General features: G+C 69.3%; 19 protein-coding genes. 6 read left to right on the forward strand and 13 right to left on the reverse strand.

Features of this window, described 5'->3' with window-relative positions; all coding sequences use genetic code 11:
- Window positions 1–24 precede the first annotated feature (24 nt).
- From FKO37_RS46150 to FKO37_RS46170, 5 genes are all read right to left on the reverse strand, one after another.
- A complete protein-coding gene (locus FKO37_RS46150; RefSeq protein WP_134731472.1) occupies window positions 25–963 on the reverse strand; it encodes an anti-sigma-D factor RsdA in 939 nt (312 codons plus the stop codon).
- Window positions 964–1536 (reverse strand): sigma-70 family RNA polymerase sigma factor, encoded by a 573-nt coding sequence (locus FKO37_RS46155; RefSeq protein WP_037816212.1) that lies wholly within the window; start codon window positions 1534–1536, stop codon window positions 964–966.
- Window positions 1537–1859: 323 nt separating this feature from the next.
- Complete coding sequence (locus FKO37_RS46160; protein ID WP_020662719.1) at window positions 1860–2456, reverse strand: response regulator transcription factor; 597 nt, start codon at window positions 2454–2456, stop codon at window positions 1860–1862.
- A 131-nt stretch (window positions 2457–2587) separates the two neighbouring features.
- A complete protein-coding gene (locus tag FKO37_RS47830; RefSeq protein WP_238608619.1) occupies window positions 2588–3745 on the reverse strand; it encodes a hypothetical protein in 1158 nt (385 codons plus the stop codon).
- Between the two features lie 9 nt (window positions 3746–3754).
- On the reverse strand, window positions 3755–4660 hold the full coding sequence (locus FKO37_RS46170) for a MerR family transcriptional regulator (RefSeq protein WP_199817849.1): 906 nt from the start codon (window positions 4658–4660) through the stop codon (window positions 3755–3757).
- A gap of 247 nt (window positions 4661–4907) precedes the next feature.
- Here FKO37_RS46170 and FKO37_RS46175 point away from each other — a divergent pair, with 247 nt between their 5' ends.
- A complete protein-coding gene (locus FKO37_RS46175) occupies window positions 4908–5210 on the forward strand; it encodes a WhiB family transcriptional regulator (RefSeq protein ID WP_037816439.1) in 303 nt (100 codons plus the stop codon).
- A 6-nt stretch (window positions 5211–5216) separates the two neighbouring features.
- Here FKO37_RS46175 and FKO37_RS46180 read toward each other — a convergent pair whose 3' ends face one another.
- Window positions 5217–5858 carry a TetR/AcrR family transcriptional regulator gene (locus FKO37_RS46180; protein ID WP_238608620.1) on the reverse strand — a complete coding sequence of 214 codons (642 nt, stop codon included), beginning with the start codon at window positions 5856–5858 and terminating at the stop codon, window positions 5217–5219.
- A 93-nt stretch (window positions 5859–5951) separates the two neighbouring features.
- On the opposite strand from FKO37_RS46180, the gene FKO37_RS46185 reads away from it, so the two are divergent.
- A complete protein-coding gene (locus FKO37_RS46185) occupies window positions 5952–6692 on the forward strand; it encodes an SDR family NAD(P)-dependent oxidoreductase (protein ID WP_238608621.1) in 741 nt (246 codons plus the stop codon).
- Between the two features lie 144 nt (window positions 6693–6836).
- Here FKO37_RS46185 and groL read toward each other — a convergent pair whose 3' ends face one another.
- The gene (groL, locus tag FKO37_RS46190) at window positions 6837–8450 is read right to left on the reverse strand and encodes a chaperonin GroEL (RefSeq protein ID WP_037816216.1); all 1614 of its coding nucleotides are present in this window, start codon (window positions 8448–8450) and stop codon (window positions 6837–6839) included.
- Between the two features lie 98 nt (window positions 8451–8548).
- Complete coding sequence (gene groES / locus FKO37_RS46195; RefSeq protein WP_020662728.1) at window positions 8549–8878, reverse strand: co-chaperone GroES; 330 nt, start codon at window positions 8876–8878, stop codon at window positions 8549–8551.
- A gap of 311 nt (window positions 8879–9189) precedes the next feature.
- Here groES and FKO37_RS46200 point away from each other — a divergent pair, with 311 nt between their 5' ends.
- Complete coding sequence (locus FKO37_RS46200) at window positions 9190–11106, forward strand: peptidoglycan recognition family protein (protein WP_238608622.1); 1917 nt, start codon at window positions 9190–9192, stop codon at window positions 11104–11106.
- A 45-nt stretch (window positions 11107–11151) separates the two neighbouring features.
- On the opposite strand, the gene FKO37_RS46205 is transcribed toward FKO37_RS46200, so the two are convergent.
- Together FKO37_RS46205 and xrtP are read right to left on the reverse strand one after the other, a co-directional pair.
- Window positions 11152–12480: a glycosyltransferase gene (locus FKO37_RS46205; protein ID WP_238608666.1), complete on the reverse strand. Its 1329-nt coding sequence runs from the start codon at window positions 12478–12480 to the stop codon at window positions 11152–11154.
- A 53-nt stretch (window positions 12481–12533) separates the two neighbouring features.
- The gene (gene xrtP, locus FKO37_RS46210) at window positions 12534–13040 is read right to left on the reverse strand and encodes an exosortase P (RefSeq protein WP_037816219.1); all 507 of its coding nucleotides are present in this window, start codon (window positions 13038–13040) and stop codon (window positions 12534–12536) included.
- 376 nt (window positions 13041–13416) lie between these two features.
- Between xrtP and FKO37_RS46215 the strand changes: the two genes are divergently transcribed.
- From FKO37_RS46215 to wecB, 3 genes are all read left to right on the forward strand, one after another.
- Window positions 13417–14184 carry a choice-of-anchor P family protein gene (locus tag FKO37_RS46215; protein WP_134667666.1) on the forward strand — a complete coding sequence of 256 codons (768 nt, stop codon included), beginning with the start codon at window positions 13417–13419 and terminating at the stop codon, window positions 14182–14184.
- A gap of 20 nt (window positions 14185–14204) precedes the next feature.
- Window positions 14205–14384 (forward strand): LPXTG cell wall anchor domain-containing protein, encoded by a 180-nt coding sequence (locus tag FKO37_RS46220; protein ID WP_037816221.1) that lies wholly within the window; start codon window positions 14205–14207, stop codon window positions 14382–14384.
- 69 nt (window positions 14385–14453) lie between these two features.
- Window positions 14454–15617, forward strand: coding sequence for a non-hydrolyzing UDP-N-acetylglucosamine 2-epimerase (gene wecB / locus FKO37_RS46225; RefSeq protein ID WP_037816441.1), 1164 nt, complete (start codon window positions 14454–14456; stop codon window positions 15615–15617).
- Here wecB and tsaD read toward each other — a convergent pair.
- The 3 genes from tsaD to tsaB are packed head-to-tail and all read right to left on the reverse strand — an operon-like array spanning window position 15598 to window position 17788.
- Window positions 15598–16644, reverse strand: coding sequence for a tRNA (adenosine(37)-N6)-threonylcarbamoyltransferase complex transferase subunit TsaD (gene tsaD / locus FKO37_RS46230; RefSeq protein ID WP_043835247.1), 1047 nt, complete (start codon window positions 16642–16644; stop codon window positions 15598–15600). The two genes, wecB and tsaD, sit on opposite strands and share 20 nt — an antisense overlap.
- Window positions 16644–17126, reverse strand: a complete 483-nt coding sequence (rimI, locus tag FKO37_RS46235) for a ribosomal protein S18-alanine N-acetyltransferase (protein ID WP_134731477.1) — start codon at window positions 17124–17126, stop codon at window positions 16644–16646. Before rimI ends, tsaD begins: the two co-directional genes overlap by 1 nt.
- A complete protein-coding gene (gene tsaB / locus FKO37_RS46240) occupies window positions 17123–17788 on the reverse strand; it encodes a tRNA (adenosine(37)-N6)-threonylcarbamoyltransferase complex dimerization subunit type 1 TsaB (protein WP_134731479.1) in 666 nt (221 codons plus the stop codon). Before tsaB ends, rimI begins: the two co-directional genes overlap by 4 nt.
- Window positions 17789–17809 lie beyond the last annotated feature (21 nt).

Genomic DNA, 17809 nt, shown 5'->3' on the forward strand with positions numbered 1-17809 from the left:
TTCGTGCCGGGACCTTCGGAAAACCTAGGAGCCGCTGGTGCCGTTCGGGGCCTGCGCCCCTTGCGACGACTCGTTGCGCGGACTGCTGCCTGTGCCCGGATCGTTCGGAGTGGCGCTCGGCGACGGCGGCGGCGAACTCGGCGTCGACGTCACCGGCGGCAGCGGCGTCACCGAGGTGACCGGCGGCGGGTTGTCGGTGTGGCCGGTGCCCGGCAGCGAGGTCGACTGTCCGGGCGGCGGCGCCGCGCTGCTGACCGGATCGTGCCCCGGCGGAACAGCGGGCGACGACGACGTCGTCTGACCCGTGGGCGGGGCCGTCGGCTGACCGAGCTGCGCGGCGAGTTCGCGGTGCTGCTGCATCAGCTGGTTGCGGTTGTCCGCGTCAGTGACCTGGGTGAGCGCGGCCTGCGCGTCGGCGAGCGCGCGCCGGGCGTCCGCGAGCCGGTTGTCGGCCAGGGCTAGGTTCGCCTTCTCCAGGTCGAGCTTCGCCGCGGCGGCGGCCTCGACGGAGCGGGCGTGGTCGGCGTACAGCACCTTCGTGAGGCCCCACAGCGTGTCGCCGGGCTGGGCGTCCCGGGCGGCGAGCCCGGTGCCGGTGAAGGCGATCGCGGCGGCGGCGCACGCGGCGGCCACCGGCACGAGATAGCGGCGGCGCCGGCCGCGGCTTTGGTATTTGCGCGCCAGCGTGGCGGTCTTCACCGTGGTGACCGCGGTGTCGACGTCGACCAGCTCGGCGAGCGGTTCGCTGTCGATGTCGCGGCGCCAAGCGAGCAGCAGCGCGTTCAGTTCCTGGTCTCCGAGCCCGTCGGCGACAGCCGGATCGGTCCCGCCGAGCGCGTCGAGGAGCGCGTCGTCGGCCTGGATGGCCGTGAGGTCGCCGTCGGCTTCCGCTTCGTACCCGGTCAGGCCGCTGGCCTGGGCGGAAGGTGACAGGTCTCTGTCCCGGTCTTCGCGATCGGTCACTCAGATCACCTCCTCGGCGGCAAGCACCTTGCGCAGCCGGGCGAGCGCCCGGTGCTGGGCGACGCGGACGGCGCCCGGCGTGGAACCGACGGCGTCCGCCGTCTCCTCCGCCGACAGCCCGACCACGACCCGCAAAACGACGATTTCCCGTTGTTTGTCCGGCAGCACCTGCAGCAACTGCGCCATCCGCTCGTTCAGCTCACCCTGGAGAGCACGTTGCTCCGGGCCGACGCCGACCTCGATCTCGTCGGGGATCTCGGCGACCGGCTCCGCCCGGTTGCGCGCCGCGGCGCGGTGCGCGTCGGCGACCTTGTGCTGGGCGATGCCGTAGACGAACGCCAGAAAGGGGCGGCCCTGGTCACGGTACGAAGGCAAGGCCGTAAGCACCGCGAGACACACCTCCTGCGCAACGTCGTCTGCCGAAGCGAACGAACGCTCCTGCCTGCCAACCCTGGCACGGCAATACCGCACCACAAGGGGACGAATGGCGGCCAGCAACCGCTCCACTGCCTGAGGGTCTCCCTCGACAGCGGCGGCGACCGGCTCGTCCAGTCCATCCCCCACAGTGGCCATCGCAGACAACAGTCCCAGCGTTACGTGTAGGCGTGCAAAGAATCCGGCGCGTGGTCGTCCCCGTCCAGCGCCGGTCACAGCTACCGTACCGTCGGAGTCCTACCAGACAACCGCCAGAGGTGGTGACCGGCGCGCCGGGCGCGGCCGGACGGCGATTGTCGCAGGCAGACGGGCTGGGGCAGTGCCGTCACGCGGTGGGGACGCGGGCGTGGCACGAGTGCGGGGGCCAGGACAACAGGTACGGGCCAGGGCTTGGCTGCCCTGGCCCGTTCGTCACCGCGGGAATCGGATCGGAAGTCCCGTTTTGGCTTGCCCCGCCTCGGTCAGGACACGAGGCCGCGGCGGAAGCCGTGCGCCACGGCCTGCGCGCGGTCGCGGACGCCGAGCTTGCGGAACAGCCGCCGCGCGTGCGTCTTGACCGTGTCCTCGGAGAGGTACAGCTCACGGCCGATCTGGCCGTTGCTCTTGCCCTGGCTCATGCCGCGCAGCACCTGCAGCTCGCGCTCGGTGAGCTGCACGCCCGGGTCGGACGGCTGCCGAGGCGCGGGCACCGAGGTGCTGGCCAGGGTGTGCGCCAGCGCGGCGACCAGTTCGGGCCGCGAAGCGTCCCAGCGCAGGTAGCCGCGCGCTCCGCCGGCGATGGCGGCCGCGATGCTGCCCGCGTCGTCCGGGGCTCCGAAGACGATGACGTTCGCCTGGGGGTTCGCGGAGACGAGCCGGCGCGTGGCCTCGACGCCCGTCGGGACCGCGCGTTGCGTTCCGACCAGCACGACATCGACCGGCTGACGGGTGTACCGGGCCAGCAGCTCGTCACCGTGCGCTACGCAGTCGATGCGACTGACCCCAGGCACCGCGGACATCACACGGGTGAGCCCTTCGCGGACACTGCGTCGGTCGTCGCAGATCAAGACCGTCGTCACGGGGTTTCCTTCCTGCAGCCGGGTGACATTCCACTTCCCCTATCGGACGCTTTAGCCCGAACCTTGACACGATCCGGTGGCTTTTTTTGAAGTTTCTTAGCCCGGATGCCGGAACGCCCGTTCCCGCAGGCCTACCCGGGTCCGACGGGCACCCACGGCGATTCGTGTGCGATACGCATCACGCCAGGATCCGCGTGCCGTAACACTGCGTGCAACACCTGGCGACTCCTGAATCGATACTCCTCGGCCCGGTCGTGGTCCAAGTCAGCGGCTACACGGTCCGCCACCCAGCTAAGCGAATCGAGTTCATATTTTTCGGCGTCCGCGGCGGCTGCGACGACGAGTTCCCGAGCCCCGTCCTGCCCTGCGGAGAGCAGCGCGACGCCGAGGACGATGCCGGACTTCACGATGTGTCGCCGAGCCTGCCGGGCGACGGCGGTCTCGTACGCGAGGCGGGCCGGGGCGACGGCCGCTTCGGGCTGTCCGTCGGCGAGTTCGATCTCGGCGCCTACCCAGCCGCCGCGGATGGTCGCGCGCCAGCGCCGGTCGGCTTGGGCGGCACGGACGGCCAGGCGACGGGCGGCGGAGATGCGACCGAGGGCGAGGTTGTCGGCGGCCAGGCCGAGGAGGGCGTCGGCTCGGGCACCTTGGAGGTCCAGCCCGTGGGGGTCTTCGGCGGGCTCGACGAGGCCGCCTTGGCTGACGGGTGCGCTGCGGCTCGCGGTGCCGGGCGAGGAATCGGTGGCCGAGGTTGGTCCCAGAGCGGGCGAAGCTGCACCGGTGCCAGCTCGGGCTGGGCCGCCGCCCCGCGAGCCCGAACCAGCCGCAGCTAAGCCGCCACCAGCCATTCCCGAGCCAACGCCTCGCGAACCCGCATGAGTAGCGGCCAAGCCCCCAGCCGTTCCCGAAGCGCCACTACGCGAGCCCGAATCAGCCGCAGCCAGCCCACCGCCGGCCGTTCCCGAGCCGCCGCCTGTCGGGGTCCTCCACTCCCCCGCTCCGCGCAGCCCGACCGCAAGCAGCGCCTCCCCATCCAGCTTCCGCGCCAGCACGTGCGCACCCAGCTGCCGCCGATGCGACGCCAGCGTGCTCGCCGCCAGCGAGGCCGTCAGCGGATCACTGCCGCGCCGGAGCGGGTCGAGCAAGTCCGCGGCTGCCGCATATCGGCCGCGGGCGCCCAGCACGATTGCCGCCAGGAGGCGTTGCCTTGGCGAGCCGTCGCGAGGTATCGGGTCTGCCGACCTGGCGTCCGGGCCGAACGCGAGGGCCGTCAGCGCTTCTTCGTCCACTCGACCTTTCTATCGCGGAGCACCGACAAGAACGTGCTCCACGCGGTCGGCGGCCGCGGAAAGATCCGCCAGCAACTCGACTTTCGGCGGCAGCAGCGCCGGATCCCAGCCTGGGCCGCAGGCGAACAACCGGGTCCGCTGCCGTCCGCGGGACACGCGCGCGAAGAGCCGAGGGTCCGCGTTCGCCCGATTCGCCCACAGCACCACTGCAGCGGGCGCGCTTCGCCGCACTGCTACCGCCAGCACTTCTTGTGGCAGCGCAATGCCGAAGAGCTGCGCGCCGATCCTTCGCCCCGCGAGAGCCGCCGCGAGCGCGTACACCGGCATGTTGTCCCGTTCGTCGGGCACGCACGCGAGAAGGACCGGCCGTTGGTTGCGAGGCTCGTCGAGGACCGGCGTCGCGCGCACTAGTGCCGCGTACACGTACTCAGCGAGCAGGTACTCCACTTCGGCACCCGCGTGCACACCGCGCCACCGCGCGCCGAGCGCAGTGAGGACCGGGTCGATAACGCCCGACCACGCCTGAAGCACACCTAGCTCGCTAATGGCGTCAACGAGCATGCGCTGTACCGCGCCGACGTCCATCGCCAACGCAGCAGTGCTCAAGCGACGCGCGAGCCGCGAAGGCACTTCGAAGTCGTCAGCGGCCGCTTTCGTCTCTGTCGCTTCCGCGGGCTCGGCAGGCGCTGGCACGAAGTCCGCGCGCGGCATCTGCTCTAACGCGTACTGCGCGGCCTCCGCCGTTGAAGCGCCGCGAAGGAGCGCGCGCTGCATAAGTTCGAGACGACCGATGTCGGAGCTGCCGTAGCGGCGATGTCTGCCGTCGGTGTGGCGACTGGGACCGAGACCGTAGCGGCGGTCCCAAGTACGCAGGGTGGACGGCGCGACACCGAGCCGGCGGGCGACCGAGGCCACCGGCAGGGTGGGTTCTCCATCGCCTGATCCGGATCCCACCCGGTCAATATCCAGCCCGTTCGCGGTCCCGGCAACCCGAGCCAAAAGCCCTGCTCACACATCTGGGGGATGCCTAACGGCTGAATCGCCGCCGATCTATTGAACAACTATTGGCGCGCTTCTAACGTTACCGCCGTTGCACCGAATGGAGTATCGGCACCACAGCAGAGCAGCTAATGGCATCGACCGGATGACGGAGGCGGTCAGGATGGCAGACACGCGCAGGCTCCCCGGCCCCAACGCAGACATGTGGGACTGGCAGCTGGAGGGGTCGTGCCGGGGGATGGACAGCGGATCCTTCTTCCACCCGGACGGAGAGCGGGGACCGGCGAGGGCGCGGCGCGAGGCCAGGGCCAAGGCGATCTGCCTGTCGTGCCCGGTGCTGGAGATGTGCCGCAAGCACGCGCTCGCCGTGCACGAGCCCTACGGCATCTGGGGCGGGCTGTCCGAATCGGAGCGCGACCACATCATCAAACAGGACAAACGCGCGCTGACCATGGCGCACATCTGACTTTTATCACGGCGCGGAAGGGGCGGTGTCCACAGTGGACGCCGCCCCTCCGCCGTTTCCGGGCCACATCGAGAGTGCGAGGTCGATGACGGTCATCAGCGAGTCGAGGCTGACGCCGTCGCGCGCCTGCATGGTCAGTCCATAAAAGACAGTCGCGTACAACGCACTGAGCGCGTCAATGTCCACAGTGGCCGCGAGGTCGCCTTCCTCCACTCCGCGACGAAGGCGCTCGTGAAGCTGCCGTCGCACTTCGTCCCGCGAAGCAGCGAGAAACTTCCACACGGACGCATTGGCTGGCGTGCAGTTGGTAGCCGCCAGAACGACCATGCAGCCTTTGGGATGCCCCGGTTCCACGTACGCGCAAGCGTTGTCGCGAAGCATCGCTTCAACCGCCGCGCGCGCCGTCGGCTCTTCGGTCAGCGCGCGCATCGTGTGCCGTCCGTACGCGGATTGGTAATGCTCGATCGCTTCGCGGAACAGTGCTTCCTTGTCCCCGAAGGCCGCGTACAGGCTCGGCGGCTTGATGCCCATCGCCTCGGTCAACTCGGACAGCGACGCACCGTCGTAACCACGCTCCCAGAACACCAGCATCGCCCGGTTGAGCGCGTGCTCGCGGTCGAACGCGCGCGGGCGGCCGCGGGGTGACATGGACCACCTTCTTTAGTGAGCGATACAGAAGTCTTGACCCGACCCATCGTACGCGGCTATTTATGTAGTTATCGCTACAGAAAGAGGTGGGACATGGGAACCCTGGACCGCAAGGTCGCGCTGGTCACCGGCGGAAGCCGCGGAATCGGCGCGGCGATCGCACTCCGGCTGGCCGAGGACGGCGCGGACGTCGCGATCACCTACGAACGCGCCGCGGACCGGGCGGCGGAAGTAGTCGCGTCCATCGAGAAATTCGGCAGGCGAGGCCTCGCTCTGCAGGCGGACGCCGCCGACGCGGACGCGGTGACCAGCGCGGTCGACCAGACCGCGGCCGAACTGGGCGGACTGGACGTGCTGGTGAACAACGCCGGCGTGTTCCCGGCGGCACCGGTCGAAGACCTGACCACGGAAACGATCGACCGCACGCTGGCGATCCACGTGAAGGCCCCGCTGGTGGCGGCCCGGGCAGCGGTACGGCACATGAAGCAGGGCGGGCGGATCGTGTCGATCGGCAGCGATTTGGCGGAGCGCGCGCCGTTCGTCGGATTGAGCCTGTACTCGGCGAGCAAATCCGCGCTGGTGGGGATGACCAAGGGCCTGGCGCGCGACCTGGGACCGCGCGGGATCACGGCGATGGTGGTCCACCCCGGCTCGACAGACACCGAAATGAACCCGGCGGACGGCCCGCATTCCGGGGACCAGTTGGCGCATATTGCGTTGGGGCACTACGGAAATCCGACGGACATCGCGGCCGCGGTGGCTTACCTGGCTGGTCCGGACGGGCGGTATCTGACCGGGACGTCGATCACGGTGGATGGCGGGTTTACTGCTTGATCAGCGTTGGGGCGCCGGTCGAATGGGCACCACCCGATCATGCGGAAACACCTGCGCCCGAACCCCGCACCACGCACCACGCAAAGCGGGGCGGCACTCCCCGAAGGGAATGCCGCCCCGCTATAACGCAAAGGCTGAACCGCGTCAGTGCGAGTGACCGTGGCCAGCGGCCTCCGGCTCCTCCTCGACCGGCTTCTCGACCACGGAGCTTTCCGTGGTGAGCACCAGCCGGGCGATGGACGCCGCGTTCGCGACGGCCGAGCGGGTCACCTTGACCGGGTCGACGATGCCGCCCGCGATCAGGTCGGTCAGTTCGCCGGTGGCGGCGTTGAAGCCCTGGCCCCAGCCCTGCTCCTGGACCTTGTTCACGATGACCGCGCCCTCGTGGCCCGCGTTCGTCGCGATCCAGAACAGCGGGGCGGTGAGCGCGTCGCGGACGATGGCGACACCGGTCGCCTCGTCGCCGGTCAGGCCGAGGTTGCCCTCGAGTTCCTTGACCGCGTGCACCAGCGCCGAACCGCCGCCGGGCAGGATGCCCTCCTCGACGGCCGCCTTGGTGGAAGCCACGGCGTCCTCGATGCGGTGCTTGCGCTCGTTCAGCTCGGTCTCGGTGGCCGCGCCGACCTTGATCACGGCCACGCCGCCGCCGAGCTTCGCGAGCCGCTCCTGCAGCTTTTCGCGGTCCCAGTCGGAGTCGGTGGTCTCGATCTCCTTGCGGATCTGCGCGGTCCGGGCGGCGATGTCGTCCTTCGTGCCCGCGCCGTCGACGATCGTCGTGTCGTCCTTGGTGACGACGACCCGGCGGGCCTTGCCCAGCGAGCTGAGGTCGACCTCGGACAGCTTGCGGCCGATCTCCGCGGAGATCACCTCGCCGCCGGTCACGACGGCGAGGTCGTCCAGGAACGCCTTGCGGCGGTCGCCGAAGAACGGGGCCTTGACCGCGACCGCGGTGATCGTCTTGCGCAGCGAGTTCACCACGAGGGTGGACAGCGCCTCGCCGTCGACGTCCTCGGCGATGATGAGCAGCGGCTTCTTCGCCTCGACGACCTTCTCCAGCACGGGGAGCAGGTCGGCCAGCGCCGAGATCTTCTCGCGGTGCAGCAGGATGTAGGCGTCCTCGAGGGTCGCCTTCTGGTCCTCCGGGTTGGTCGCGAAGTGCGCCGACAGGAAGCCCTTGTCGAACTGGACGCCCTCGGTGATCACGAGGTCGGTCGCCAGCGTGGACGACTCCTCGATGGTGATCACGCCGTCCTCGCCCACGCGCTCGACGGCCTCGCCGAGCAGCGCGCCGATCGTCGCGTCACGCGAGGTGACGGTGCCGACCTGGGCGATGTTGTCGCGGCCCTTGACCGGGGTGGCCTTGGCCTTGAGGACCTCGACGACCTTCTCCGCGGCCGCCTCGATGCCCTTGCCGACCGCGGTCGGGTTGGCGCCGGCGGCGACGTTGCGCAGGCCGTGCTTCACCAGCGACTGGGCCAGCACCGTGGCGGTGGTGGTTCCGTCGCCCGCGACGTCGTTGGTCTTGGTGGCGACGCTCTTGGCGAGCTGCGCGCCGAGGTTCTCGAACGGGTCGTCGAGCTCGATCTCGCGAGCGACGGTGACGCCGTCGAGGGTGATCGTCGGGCCGCCGAACTTCTTGTCGAGGACGACGTGGCGACCGCGCGGGCCGAGGGTGACCTTGACCGCGTCGGCGAGCTTGTTCACCCCGCGCTCGAGCGCGCGACGAGCGTCCTCGTCGAAACTGATCTGCTTGGGCATAACGCTTTCCGCTTACCTTTCGGTTGTCGTGCGACGCAAAACGCCCCGCACCCCGGCATGAGCGGGGCCCGGGGCGTCCTTGCGCTGCGAGTGACGCGTCAGTTGATGACGGCCAGCACGTCGCGGGCGGAGAGGATCAGGTAGTCCTCGCCGTTGTACTTGACCTCGGTGCCGCCGTACTTGGAGTAGATGACGACGTCGCCGACAGCCACGTCCAGCGGAACGCGGTTGCCCTTGTCGTCGATGCGGCCCGGGCCCACGGCCAGAACCTTGCCCTCCTGGGGCTTCTCCTTGGCGGTGTCGGGGATGACGAGGCCGGAAGCGGTCGTCTCCTCGGCCTCGCTCGTCTGGACAACGATCTTGTCCTCGAGCGGCTTGATGTTCACGCTCACCGGGTTGACCTCCACGGTCGTCGAAAGCGTCGGCATGATGACTGGTTACGGCTCATACCACCCCCGCCGTCGCGGGTGCCGGGGCGTGTCCGGGCCGTTCGATTAGCACTCTAGCCATGTGAGTGCCAGCTTCGCAAGGAGGGTCCGCCGGACCTGGTGAAACCCCAGGCGGAGGCCGCTGACCGGCCCGTTTGCTCCGGGCCGCGCGCGAGGGCCCTCCACCAGGCGGCGGGCGGCCCGGGCACCGCCGCGTGCCCGTTCGGCCGCATCCGGTGGATAAAGCTCACCAAATCCCCCGGCTCCTGGTTGGATCCGCACAGACAGGCATCTCACCCCTGGAGCCCTCTATGCCCCGCTCACTCCCGTGGCGCCTGGCCGCTGCCACCACCGGGCTGCTGGCAGTGGCCGCGGTCGCCGTGCCCGCCTCCGCCCAGCCCGCTAACGAAGCCCGCCAGCGCGCCTTCGCCGACGCAGCCTCCGAATTCGGCGTCCCGGCCGACGTCCTGCTAGCCGTCTCGTACCTGGAGTCCCGCTGGGACACTCATTCCGGCGCGCCCAGCACCGCCGCCGGGTACGGCCCGATGCATCTCACCGACGTCCGCACCGCCGGTCTGCGGACCAGCGAATTCGACAATCCCGACGAAGACCCCCGCGGCGACGACTCTCGCCCGGCCCTGCGCCTGCGCCCGCTGGAAGTCCCGGCTCCCCCGCCCGGCAGCCAGACCATCGACCAGGCCGCCGCACTGCTGCACACCGACGCGGCGAAGCTCCGTACGGACGCCGTAGCGAACATCCGCGGCGGCGCGGCGCTGCTAGCCGAGTACCAGCGAGAGTTGGGCGTCAAGAGCGACAGCGCGAAGGACTGGTACGGAGCTGTCGCGCGATACAGCGGCTCCGAGGACGTCACTGGCGCGCGCACCTTCGCCGACGAGGTCTTCGCCACCATCAACAGCGGCATCGCGCGCACGACCGACGACGGCCAGGCCGTCAAACTCGCCGCGACGTCCGGCGTCACCCCGGACCGTGCCCAGGCGGATCGGCTCGGTCTGCAGGCCGGAAAGCCGCCGGCCACGGAGTGCCTGCGGTCGATGTCCTGCGAATCGGTGCCCGCGCCGTTCCAGAAGATCGGCGACAGCTACGGCAACTACGACAAGGCCGACCGGCCGCGCGACCAGAAGATTGACTACATCGTCATCCACGACACCGAGGGCACGTGGGACTCGGTGATGAAGCAGGCGCAAACCCCCGGTCAGACCGCGTGGCACTACACGGTCCGCTCCTCGGACGGCCAGATCGCCCAGCACGTGCCGACCAAGGACGTCGGCTGGCACGCCGGGAACTGGTACCTGAACGAGAAATCCCTCGGCGTCGAGCACGAGGGCTTCGCCGCGCAGGGCACCTGGTTCACCGAGGCGATGTACCGGCAGTCCGCGAAGCTCGTGCGTTACCTCGCGCACCGCTTCGGCGTTCCGCTGGACCGGGCGCACATCCTCGGCCACGACAACGTGCCCGGCCCGAACGCGGACAAGATCAAGAGCATGCACTGGGACCCGGGTCCGTACTGGGACTGGGCGCACTACTTCGATCTGCTCGGCGCTCCGCTGGAGCACGACGGCGAACCGGATTCCGGTCTGGTCATGATCGATCCGGAGTTCTCCGCCAACCGTCCGGCGTTCACCGGCTGCGACAAGATCGGGTCCGGGAACCCGTGCCCCGAGCGGAGTTCGGGGTCAGTCGTGCTGCACACCGAGCCGAGCGAGTCCGCGCCGCTGCTGTCCGATGTGGGCATGCACGGGCCCGACCCGTCCACAATGGACGTCTCGGACATCGGCAGTCGCGTGGCCACCGGCCAGAAGTACGCCGTCGCGGACACCCGCGGCGACTGGACGGCGATCTGGTATCTCGGCCAGAAGGGCTGGTTCCGCAACCCGGACGACGCGCCCACCGCGTATCCGGCGGACGGATTCGTCGCGATTCCCAAGGCGGGCAAGGCAACCGTGCCGGTCTACGGGAGCGCGTACCCGGAGGCCAGTGCGTATCCGAAGGACATTCCGGTGCAGGAGCTCAAGCCGCTGCCGTATCAGCTCGGCGCGGGTCAGAAGTACTCGATCGGCGGGCTGACCGGTTCAGAGTACTACTCGGCGTCCTTCGACGTCACGACGAACAAGGTCGTGAAGGGCAAGTCCAGGTACGTGGAAATCCAGCTCGGCCACCGCGTGGCGTACGTCAGCCGCGACGACGTCGACCTCGAACCGGCGTCCTGACCGCACCTCGCTGAATGCCCGGGCCGGAACTTCCGGTCCGGGCATTCACGCGTCCAGCGCCACTTTCACACCCGTGCTGGCCTCGGTGTTGCGCCGGGTCTTGGCCCAGCCGTTGCGGCCGCGCACCAAGCGGAACAGCGCGCGCCAGGACGTGATGTAGAAGGTGTAGATGTAGGCCGCGTACAACAGGCCCATGCCGATGCCGCGGAAGATGTTCTTGCTGCGCAGGCATTTCATCTGGTAGATCGGGCCCCACACGACGAACGGCAGCAACCCGAACGAACCGTAGATCGCGAACAGGATCCAAGCGCCGCCGGTGAACCACGTCCACACCTGACCGGGATCGCCCGCCGTGCTCACGAGAAGCAGGATGAACGGCACCGGGTACAGCAGGGAGCCGAGCAGCTGCATCCACGGCTGCGCCAGGTAGTACATCATCTCCGCGGCGCCCAAAGTGGACACGTGCGGCGAGTCCCAGATCCGGCGCAGGTACCGCATGCACTGCATGGTTCCCTGGCCCCAGCGCGTGCGCTGCACCAGGAACCGGCGGAGGCTGTACAGACCTTCCTGCGCCACATGCGAATCCGGCGTGAACCCGGTGCGCCAGCCCGCGGTGAGCAGGTGCACGCCGAGTTCGAAGTCCTCCAGCAGCGAACCGCGCCACGGGGCCAGTTCGTCGCCCGCGATCGAGTCCAATGCGGACAGCCGGGTGAACTGCCCGTTGCCGCCCATGGAGATCGTGCCGGTGAAACCGCGGGAGGTCTGGATCGCCGCGATCGCGGTGCGGAACTCCAGGTCCTGCAACTGGGCGAGTTTGAGGCCGAAGGCGCGGGAGAACCACGTGCGGCCGGGCGGACGGCTGCGGAAGTTGCTCATCCGGACGTCGAGTTGAACGGCGCCAACGGTTTCGTCGCCGAACAAGTGGTCCGCGGCGCACACTTCGAGACAGTTCGGCGCGGGACGGCCGTCCGCGTCGACCACCACGACCACGACCCGGTCCCGGTCCGCGTCGGGACCGAGCCAGTCGTCCAGTTCGCGATAGGCAGCGTTGAGCGCGTCTCCCTTGCCCGTACGCGCTTCCGGGCGCTGACGGGCGACGAGGTGCAGATTCGGGTCGTAGCCGCCGTTGCGCCGCCACACCGAGCGCACGACGCGGGCAGTGCGGTCGTCGGAGTCGTCGTCCACGACCCACACGTGCGCGCGGCGGAAGGTGCTGCGCAGGTACTTCACCGTCTCGCGGATCACCACCTCCTCGTCGCGGCAGGGGACGAAGAAGTGCCAGGAGAAGTCGGCCGGATCGCCGACCGGAGCGGACTTGCGGCGCAGGTACGGCACGACGATCACCACGACGTACACGAGGAACGCGACGCTCATGGTCAGCGCGAACGCCTGCGTGACCGACAGCAGGATCTTCAGGCCGGAACCGCTCACGCCGCGGCCCGTTTCTCGGCCTTCGTCTTCCGCGTCGCCAGCCACACGAACAGCACCAGCGAGATCGCGCCGCCGATGACGCTGACCAGCGAGCCGAGCAGCGTGTGGCCCCAGTAGTAGCCCTCGTCGGTGCCGAGCCCGTTGACCAGCCCGACGATGGTGAGAATGCGTAACTGATTAACCAAGATCACCGTGATCGCGGAAATTCCCAGCGAGAAAAAGAGCCTGCGGGCATTCTGTGGCCGGAACCACAGAAGTGCGGCGGTCACTAATAGCAACGGCAGCAGAAGGAATACCGACGAGCATTCCGGAGTCATCCGCAACCCGAATGGAGTATCGCCAGACAACCCGAAGTAGACCGATTCCCGGTTTCCGGCCACATAGACCCCCGATGAGGTGACAATCCGGAGGATGACCCCGGCCAGTCGCACCTCCAGCTCCCGGTACCCGCGTTCCACGAGCACCAGCACCACCCCCGCGGCGAGCACCCCGACTACCGCCATACGCAGCGGAAACCGGGATGCGCCTGACACCGGCGCGTTGACTGCTGTCACGACGACCCTCTCGAGAAGAAATCCAGCGGAACCGGGCGGACCCGGCCACGGTCGTGTCCGCGACGGCTCCCGCCCTGCGCCGGGCAGCCCCATTCCGGGGACACCCGAGCAGCTTTCGGCATATTCTTACGCACTCTTGCTACTCCGTTAGAGTGATGCTTCACGCAACCTGGGGAAAAGCGAATTCTTATCACCCGATGTGGTGATTGAGGGCAAAAAACTGTGCCATTTCGGAAACCTCAGCCGATAACCGATCCGCGTGCCGACTCTCGCTCAGCGGGTTTAGTCCGCGCGGCGGCTCGCCCTGAGAAAAATCGGAGGACCAGTGAAGAGACACCTCGTGCGACGAGGCGGCCTGCTCGCCGCTGTCGTGGCGAGCATCGCCCTGGCCGGAGCTGTTCCGGCCAGCGCCGCTCCCGGCGACGGGTCGGCCTACGGCGTCAACGTCGACGTGACGCTGCTCGGCCAGCCCGCGGTGCATCTCGGCCCGCTCGCGGCCGCGAACACCAACGGCCCGACGGAAAGCACCGCGGTCTCCGCGAACGTGCCCGGCGTGCTGACCACCGGCGTGATCAAGACGTCCGCCGTGCGCGACGACAACTCCGGCGCGGTCACGGCGAAGGCGTCCGTCGCCGACGTCGGGCTGCCGCTGCTCAAGGCCGCCGCCGGCGATGTCGGCGTGAAGGCGGTCGAAGCCGTCTGCACCGCGACACAGGAAGGCGTCAAGGGCAGCACCACGCTGGTCGGCGCGAACCTCGGCACGCTCGGCAAGGTCGACGCCACCCCGGCGGCGAACACCCAGCTGAAGGTCCAGGTCGGCCCGCTGCACGTGGCGACGCTGATCCTGAACGAGCAGATCAAGAACAACGACGGCAGCCTCACCGTCAACGCGCTGCACCTGAAGCTGCTCGGCGGCGCCGCACTGGGCGCGCTCGGCTCGGGCGACGTGATCCTGTCGTCGGCGACCTGCGGCCCGGCCGCTCCGCCGATGCCGCTCGCCTCGGGCGCAGGCATGTGGATCGGGTTCGGCGTGGTCGCCGCGATCGCGGTGCCGGTCGGCCTGCGTTTCTCCCGGCGTCGTTCGGCTGCCTGACCCGGTGAGGTGATGGATCGATGTACAAGATGCCTGGCGCCGGGGTCGGCGTCGCCGGTGGCGGGGTGGGCACCCTCGCCGCCACCGGCGCCGACGTCGGCTGGTGGCTCGCGGTCGGGGTGGCGCTGGTGATCCTCGGGATCGTCGCGCTGATCGCCGTCCGCCGCCGGAATCGGCGGTTCGCCCGCCTGGACGGCTGAAGAATCCGGGCTGCCGGCGTGATCCCGCCGGCAGCCCGGTTTTCCGGGACACTCGAAAGGGTGAAAACGTTGGACGTGATGCTGCTGGCCGGGACGCGCCCGGAGGCGGTGAAGCTCGCGCCGCTCGCGCTGGCCCTGGACGCCCGGCCCGGGCTGCGGCCGCTGGTCGTGCACAGCGGTCAGCATCAGGGCATGGTCGAGCAGGCGCTGGCCCCGTTCGAGGTCGGGATCGACGCGTGGCTCGACGTGCCGCCGCGGGTGTCCGGCACGCAGGCGGAACTGGTGTCCGGCCTGCTGCCCGCGCTCGACGCCGCGCTGCGCCGGTACCAGCCGTCGGCCGTCGTCGTGCAAGGCGACACCACCACCGGACTGGCCGGCGCGCTCGCCGCGTTCTGGCTCGGCATTCCGGTGGTGCACCTCGAAGCCGGGCTGCGTACGCACGACTTGGCGTCGCCGTTCCCCGAGGAGGGAACGCGGCAGATGATCTCGCGGATCGCCGCGCTGCACCTGGTCCCGACGGCGGCCGCGGGCGCGGCGCTGCGGGCCGAGGGCGTGCCTTCGGAGCGGATCACGCGTACGGGCAACACAGTCGTCGACGCGGTGCTCGCGGTGGCGGCGCGCGATTTGCCCGCGCGCGATCCGGCGCTTGCCTTGCTGGAGATGGGAATCGCCGAAGCGGGCGAGCAGTTGGTGCTGGTGACGTCGCACCGCCGCGAGTCGTGGGGCGAACCGTTGACGCGCACGCTGACTGCCGTGCGCCAGATCGTCGATGCCCATCCGCGCGTGCAGGTGCTGTTCCCGGTGCATCCGAATCCGGCTGTGCGGGAACAGGTCGAGGAGGTGCTGGGCGGGGTTGCGCGGGTGACCGTCACCGAGCCGTTGGAGTACCCGGATCTCGTGCGCGCACTGCGGTTGGCGTCGCTCGTGCTGACGGATTCCGGTGGTATTCAAGAAGAAGCACCGACGTTCGGTACGCCGGTGCTGGTGTTGCGTGACACTACGGAACGCCCGGAGGCCGTCGAAGCCGGTTGCGCTTGGCTGGTCGGCACCGATACCGAACTGATCACCGACACCGCCGCGCGCATTCTCCGCGGGGAGATCAGCGCTGCCGCATCAGCGAATCCGTACGGAAACGGTTCCGCGGCCGCACGGTCAGCGTTGGCGATCGAGGCGCTGCTGGGGGTGTCGCTTGATGCCGCTGCCCTGGTGAGTCCTAAAGGGACACAACATTGACCGGCAGGCCCGGGTTCGCCGAAAAGTCCAGCGGTGCCACGGATCGACCAGCCGCCACCACGTGCGCACCCAACGCCGCGATCATCGCGCCGTTGTCCGTGCACAAGCGCGGCCGCGGCACGCGCAGCTCAATGCCAGCCTCCGCGCATCGCTCCGCGGCCAGTTCGGAAAGCCGCGAATTCGCTGCCACGCCACCGGAAATCACCAACGTGCCGATGTTTTGTTCACGCGCGGCACGGATCGCCTTCGCGGTGAGCACGTCCGCGACCGCTTCCTGAAAGGACGCCGCGACGTCGTTCACCGGCACCTGATCGCCAGCGCGCTCGGCGTTCTCCACCCAGCGGGCCACCGCCGTTTTCAAGCCGGAGAAGGAAAAGTCGAACTTCGCGTCGCGCGGGCCGGTCATCCCGCGCGGGAACGCGATCGCCTTCGGGTTGCCCTGCTTGGCCGCCTTGTCGATCGGCGGCCCGCCCGGGTACGGCAGCTCCAGCACCCGCGCGACCTTGTCGTACGCCTCGCCCGCCGCGTCGTCCACAGTGGACCCGAGTTCGGTGATGCTCGACGCGATGTCGTCCACTCGCAACAGTTGCGTGTGGCCGCCGGAAACGAGCAACGCCAACACCGGCGTCGGCAACGGGCCGTGCTGCAACGTGTCCACCGCGATGTGCCCGGCAAGGTGATTCACGCCGTACAGCGGCACATCCAACGCGGTCGCATACGCCTTGGCCGCCGAAACGCCCACCAGCAACGCGCCAGCGAGACCGGGCCCGGCCGTCACCGCGATCGCGTCCACATCGGACAGTTTCAGCCCGGCGGTGGCGAACGCACGCTCCGCCGTCGGCACCATCGCTTCGAGATGCGCACGACTGGCGACCTCCGGCACGACCCCGCCGAAGCGAGCGTGCTGGTCCACACTGGACGCGACCTCGTCGGCGAGCAGCTCCACCGTGCCGTCGTCGTGCAGCCGGACGAGGCCGACCCCGGTCTCGTCGCAGGAGCTTTCGATACCCATGATGACGCGCGCCATCAGCCGGCCACCTCGTCTCGTGCCGGGGCCTGCGCGGGGCGGGCCATGGTGAACGCGTCCGCACCGGAGGGCTGGTAGTAGCGCCGCCGGATGCCAAGTTTTTGGAAGCCGTGCGCCTCATACAGGTTCACGGCGGGGTCGTTGTCCGTGCGCACCTCGAGGAAGACCGCCGCGCGCAGCTCGTCCGCGCGCGTCAGCAACGCGCGAAGGAGCGCCTTGCCGATGCCCTGCCCTTGCGCCTCCGGCACCACGCCGATCGTGTGGACGCTCGCTTCGTAGTCACCGCGCCGCCCGACCACCGCGAGCCCCGCGTACCCAAGCAGCGTCTCCCCGTCGTCCGACCGCGCTGCGAGGTAGTAATGCCCCTGGTCAAGCTCGGAGTGGAAGGCGCGCGCACTCCACGGATCGTCGCCGGGAAAGAGGATCTTCTCGATCTCCGCGCACTTCCCGACGTCAGCGCGGCGCAGCTGGTCGAGCTTCACAGCGCAGTCACCCTCTTGCGCGCCGCGGGCTCGACAGCGTCCGGACGACGCAGGTACAGCGGCGTCAACGGCTCCGGCTCCGCGCGCTCGAGAAGCGCCGTACGCGCCACGCGCACCAACCCAGCCGGCGACGGAAACCGCGGCTCGATCGGCACCACGCCCACCGATGCCGCGTACTGCAACGCACCATCGCCCGCCGCTACGCGAATGTCAGTCTCAATGTCCGCGGGCCGCTGTACGTGCGGACCGTCGGTGCGCGCGCCCGAAGCGTCGTACGCAGCCCAGTAGACCTCGCGACGCCGTGCGTCCGTGAAGACGAGAAACGGCTTCTCCGTGCGTACGACGTCAGACGCGATCGCGTCGAGACTGCACACCGGGTACGCCGGGATGCCGAGCGCGTGCGCATACGCAGCCGCCGTGGCCATGCCAGCCCGCAACCCGGTGAACGGACCAGGCCCGACGCCGCACACGATCGCGTCCAGTTCGCGGAGCGTGACGCCAGCCTCCTCCGCGGCCGCCAGCGCATGCGGGGCGATCAGCTCGCCGTGCGCCCGAGGATCCACCGTGACGCGGTCCGCCCGGGTGACAAGCTCAGCCTCGTCGACGGCAACGATGCCCGCCGTTACCGCCGGAGTAGCCGTGTCGATCGCCAATACCAGCACGATTTCCCAGGATAGCTCGGG

The sequence above is a fragment of the Amycolatopsis sp. Poz14 genome, assembly GCF_006704225.1.
GTDB lineage: Bacteria > Actinomycetota > Actinomycetes > Mycobacteriales > Pseudonocardiaceae > Amycolatopsis > Amycolatopsis nivea.

Excerpts from the sequence above, each read along its gene's own strand:
- FKO37_RS46155 (WP_037816212.1), bottom strand. The coding sequence starts at position 1,536 with ATGGCCACTGTGGGGGATGGACTGGACGAGCCGGTCGCCGCCGCTGTC.
- groL (WP_037816216.1), bottom strand. The coding sequence starts at position 8,450 with ATGCCCAAGCAGATCAGTTTCGACGAGGACGCTCGTCGCGCGCTCGAG.
- FKO37_RS46205 (WP_238608666.1), bottom strand. The coding sequence starts at position 12,480 with ATGAGCGTCGCGTTCCTCGTGTACGTCGTGGTGATCGTCGTGCCGTAC.
- FKO37_RS46175 (WP_037816439.1), top strand. The coding sequence starts at position 4,908 with ATGGCAGACACGCGCAGGCTCCCCGGCCCCAACGCAGACATGTGGGAC.
- tsaD (WP_043835247.1), bottom strand. The coding sequence starts at position 16,644 with ATGGCGCGCGTCATCATGGGTATCGAAAGCTCCTGCGACGAGACCGGG.
- FKO37_RS46200 (WP_238608622.1), top strand. The coding sequence starts at position 9,190 with ATGCCCCGCTCACTCCCGTGGCGCCTGGCCGCTGCCACCACCGGGCTG.
- groES (WP_020662728.1), bottom strand. The coding sequence starts at position 8,878 with ATGCCGACGCTTTCGACGACCGTGGAGGTCAACCCGGTGAGCGTGAAC.
- FKO37_RS46180 (WP_238608620.1), bottom strand. The coding sequence starts at position 5,858 with ATGTCACCCCGCGGCCGCCCGCGCGCGTTCGACCGCGAGCACGCGCTC.
- xrtP (WP_037816219.1), bottom strand. The coding sequence starts at position 13,040 with ATGGCGGTAGTCGGGGTGCTCGCCGCGGGGGTGGTGCTGGTGCTCGTG.
- FKO37_RS46220 (WP_037816221.1), top strand. The coding sequence starts at position 14,205 with ATGTACAAGATGCCTGGCGCCGGGGTCGGCGTCGCCGGTGGCGGGGTG.
- FKO37_RS46185 (WP_238608621.1), top strand. The coding sequence starts at position 5,952 with ATGGGAACCCTGGACCGCAAGGTCGCGCTGGTCACCGGCGGAAGCCGC.